Origin of the sequence: Streptomyces sp. CAI-85 (genome assembly GCF_013363615.1) — a bacterium.
In the GTDB taxonomy this organism is placed as follows: domain Bacteria; phylum Actinomycetota; class Actinomycetes; order Streptomycetales; family Streptomycetaceae; genus Streptomyces; species Streptomyces antibioticus_B.
On sequence record NZ_JAANNX010000136.1, the window covers coordinates 1 to 4,081 of the forward strand.

Here is a 4,081-nt window from a genome sequence, read left to right on the forward strand (position 1 = left end):
CCATCGGCGTCTCGATGGGCCTGTCCGCGCTGACCGTCAAGAGCCACCTGGCCCGCATCGCCCGCAAGCTCGGCACGGGCGACCGTGCCGGGATGGTCGCGGTCGCCCTGCGGACCGGCATCATCCACTGAACCCACCGAGCACCGGACCCACCGGGCACACCGACCTGGTTGACCGGTTTACGACCCTGCGGCGCCCGTCGGCGGAACGTTCCGTCGGCGGGCGCCGTCGATACACAGATACCCTTGACAGGTGACCGACGCCCAAGAAACCGCAGCAGCCAGTTCACTGCGAACCACCGGAGGCGCCCCTCCGGACGACGGCGGATCCACTGGTTCTCCTGTTTCCGGGGCGCGCACGACCGAGCCGGCGCACGAGCCGGCCCCCGCTCCCGTTCCGCTGCTCGAACCCCGCGAGGGCATTCCGCCCGTCGTCGCCGACGCCGCCTCCCTCGCCGAGGTGATCGCCGCGTTCGCCGCCGGCTCCGGGCCCGTCGCCGTGGACGCCGAGCGGGCCTCCGGCTACCGCTACGGACAGCGCGCCTATCTGGTGCAGCTCCGCCGCGAGGGCGCCGGCAGCGCGCTCATCGACCCCGTGGCCTGTCCCGATCTGTCCGGGCTCGGCGAGGCCCTGTCCGGCGTCGAGTGGGTGCTGCACGCGGCCACCCAGGACCTGCCCTGTCTGCGCGGCATAGGCATGGTGCCGACGCGGCTGTTCGACACCGAGCTGGCCGGACGGCTGGCCGGGTTCCCGCGGGTCGGTCTGGGCGCCATGGTCGAGGGCGTCCTCGGTTTCGTCCTGGAGAAGGGACACTCCGCGGTCGACTGGTCGACCCGCCCCCTCCCCGAGCCCTGGCTGCGGTACGCCGCGCTGGACGTCGAGCTGCTCGTCGACCTGCGCGACGCGCTGGAGGCGGAGCTGGACCGGCAGGGCAAGCTGGAGTGGGCCCACCAGGAGTTCGACGCGATCGCCTCGGCCCCGCCGCCGGAGCCGCGCAAGGACCCCTGGCGCCGTACGTCCGGTATGCACAAGGTGCGCCGGCGGCGGCAGCTCGGGGTGGTGCGGGAGCTGTGGGAGACCCGCGACCGGATCGCCCAGCGGCGGGACGTGTCCCCGGGCAAGGTGCTGTCCGACGCGGCGATCGTGGAGGCCGCGCTGTCGCTGCCGGCCAATGTGCACGCGCTCTCCGCGCTGAACGGCTACGGCCACCGGATGGGCCGCCGCCAGCTCGAACAGTGGCAGGCCGCCGTCGACCGGGCCAAGTCGCTCAGCGAGGCCCAGTTGCCGCAGCCGGGCCAGCCGGTGGCGGGACCGCCGCCGCCGCGGGCCTGGGCCGACAAGGACCCGGCGGCCGCGGCCCGGCTCAGCGCGGCCCGCACGGCCGTCTCCAAGCTGGCCGAGAAGCTGAACATGCCGCAGGAGAACCTGATCGCCCCGGACGCGGTCCGCCGCGTCTGCTGGGAGCCCCCGCAGCCGGCCGACCCTGACTCCGTCGCCGCCGCCCTCACCGCCCTCGGCGCCCGCCCCTGGCAGGTGGACCAGGTGGCCCCGGCACTGGCGGCGGCCTTGACGGCCTGACCGCCCGGGGGGGCTGTACGGCAGCACCGGGCACGGCGACATACCCGCGCCGACGCGGCCGCCCGGCCAGGAGTCGGACACCGCCACCCTCACCGGGCTCGGCGCCCCCTGGGCTCCCCAGGCCCCGTGACCCGCGGGATCAGGTACGGCGAAAACAACGGGGCGCGGGCTCGCCGGAAGGGTGGCGCCGCGCCGCCGGTCGCGCCGGGACGGCAGAGGCAGGGCGTCCGGCGCGGCGGTGCGCCTGTGGGGACGGCCGTCGAGATCGCGCCAAGATCTTGGGCGGGTGGCCGCTCGCGCCGGTCCGGCGTTACGTCGGTGGTGTGACCTTCGCCGCTTGGGGCTCCGGGACTGGGCAGCTACGTTACCCACAAGTAGCATGGGCGCTGAGCGCGCGCTCAGCTCTGCGCGTCGCAGCAGTGCCATCCCGCACCCTGGAGGAGAGCCATCGTGCCTCGTACCGTCAGGGACGTCGTCTTCGTCGACGGCGTCCGCACCCCGTTCGGCAAGGCGGGCCCGAAGGGCATCTACCACGAGACCCGCGCCGACGACCTCGTCGTGAAGGCGATCCGGGAGCTGCTGCGCCGCAACCCCGGTCTCGACCCCAAGAAGATCGACGAGGTCGCCATCGCCGCGACCACGCAGATCGGTGACCAGGGCCTGACCCTCGGCCGCACCGCCGGCATCCTGGCCGGTCTGCCGACCTCCGTGCCCGGCTACTCCATCGACCGCATGTGTGCCGGCGCCCTGACCGCCGTCACCGCGGTCGCCGGTTCCGTCGCCTTCGGCGCGTACGACGTCGCCGTGGCCGGCGGTGTCGAGCACATGGGCCGGCACCCGATGGGCGAGGGCGTGGACCCCAACCCGCGCTTCGTCAGCGAGAAGCTGGTCGACGAGTCCGCCCTGTTCATGGGCATGACCGCGGAGAACCTGCACGACCGCTACCCGCAGATCACCAAGCTGCGCGCGGACGAGTACGCGGTGCGCTCCCAGGAGAAGGCCGCCAAGGCGTACGCCGACGGCAAGATCCAGGCCGACCTGGTGCCGATCTCGGTGCGCCGCACGAACCCGGAGGCCGGTGAGACGGGCTGGGGCCTGGTCACCGCCGACGAGCCGATGCGCCCGGGCACCACCCTGGAGAACCTCTCCGGTCTGAAGACCCCCTTCCGGGTCCACGGCCGGGTCACCGCGGGCAACGCGGCCGGTCTGAACGACGGCGCGACCGCCTCCCTGATCGCGTCCGAGGACTTCGCGCGCGAGAACGGCCTGCCGGTCAAGATGCGCCTGGTCTCCTACGCCTTCGCGGGCGTGGAGCCGGAGGTCATGGGCTACGGCCCGATCCCGGCCACGGAGAAGGCGCTCGCCCAGGCGGGTCTGTCGATCTCCGACATCGGTCTGTTCGAGATCAACGAGGCCTTCGCCGTCCAGGTGCTGGCCTTCCTCGACCACTACGGCATCGCGGACGACGACGCGCGCGTCAACCAGTACGGCGGCGCCATCGCCTTCGGTCACCCGCTGGCCTCCTCCGGCGTGCGTCTGATGACGCAGCTCGCCCGTCAGTTCGAGGAGCAGCCGCAGGTCCGCTACGGCCTGACCACCATGTGCGTCGGCTTCGGCATGGGCGCGACGGTCATCTGGGAGAACCCGCACTTCGAGGGGGACAAGTGAGCACCACCACCGAACTGCTCAAGGGCGCGGCCGAGCTGTTCCCCGACGAGGTCGTGACCCAGGCGCACGTACGCCACCTGGACCTGCCGTTCGGGGCGGGGCGCTTCGCCCTGATCACCCTCGACAACGGCTTCGACCACACCAAGCCGACCACCTTCGGCCCGCAGTCCCTGGCCAACCTCGACGCCGCGATCGACCGCGTCGAGGCTGAGGCCGCGGCGGGCGAGATCGTGGGCGCGGGCATCACCGGCAAGCCGTTCATCTTCGCCGTCGGCGCCGACCTCAAGGGTGTCGAGCTGCTGAAGGAGCACAAGGACGCGCTGGCCATCGGCAAGGGCGGCCACGAGGTCTTCAAGCGCCTCGCGGCGCTGGCCGTGCCCACCTTCGCCTACTACAACGGCGCGGCGATGGGCGGCGGTGTCGAGGTCGGTCTGCACTGCTCGTACCGCACCGTCTCCAAGGCGCTGCCCGCGTTCTCGCTGCCCGAGGTCTTCCTCGGTCTGGTGCCCGGCTGGGGCGGCTGCACGATCCTGCCGAACCTGATCGGCGCCGACAAGGCCGTCTCGGTGATCATCGAGAACAGCCTCAACCAGAACAAGCAGCTCAAGGGCAGCCAGGTCTTCGAACTCGGCATCGCGGACGCGCTGTTCGAGGGCGCGGACTTCCTGGAGCAGTCGCTGCTGTGGACCGCGCGGGTCCTCAAGGGCGAGATCGAGGTCGAGCGTCCGGTGATCGACCGCGGTGAGGCGTGGGACCAGGCCGTCGCGCGCGGCCGGTTCGTCGCCGACTCCAAGGTGCACGGCGCGGCCCCGGCCGCCTACCGCGCGCTGGACAT

Annotated in this window: 4 protein-coding genes; all 4 read left to right on the forward strand. The window is 72.6% G+C overall.

What is annotated here, in order from left to right:
- Positions 1-131, forward strand: a 131-nt coding sequence (locus tag G6W55_RS36990; protein ID WP_217687846.1) for a LuxR C-terminal-related transcriptional regulator, incomplete at its 5' end; no start/stop codon positions are given.
- A gap of 121 nt (positions 132-252) precedes the next feature.
- Positions 253-1,578 carry a ribonuclease D gene (locus tag G6W55_RS36995; RefSeq protein ID WP_175524984.1) on the forward strand — a complete coding sequence of 442 codons (1,326 nt, stop codon included), beginning with the start codon at positions 253-255 and terminating at the stop codon, positions 1,576-1,578.
- Between the two features lie 450 nt (positions 1,579-2,028).
- Positions 2,029-3,246, forward strand: coding sequence for an acetyl-CoA C-acyltransferase (locus G6W55_RS37000; RefSeq protein WP_175524985.1), 1,218 nt, complete (start codon positions 2,029-2,031; stop codon positions 3,244-3,246).
- Positions 3,243-4,081 (forward strand): enoyl-CoA hydratase/isomerase family protein (locus G6W55_RS37005; protein ID WP_175524986.1); only part of this gene is annotated, 839 nt, incomplete at its 3' end. The genes G6W55_RS37000 and G6W55_RS37005, both read left to right, overlap by 4 nt.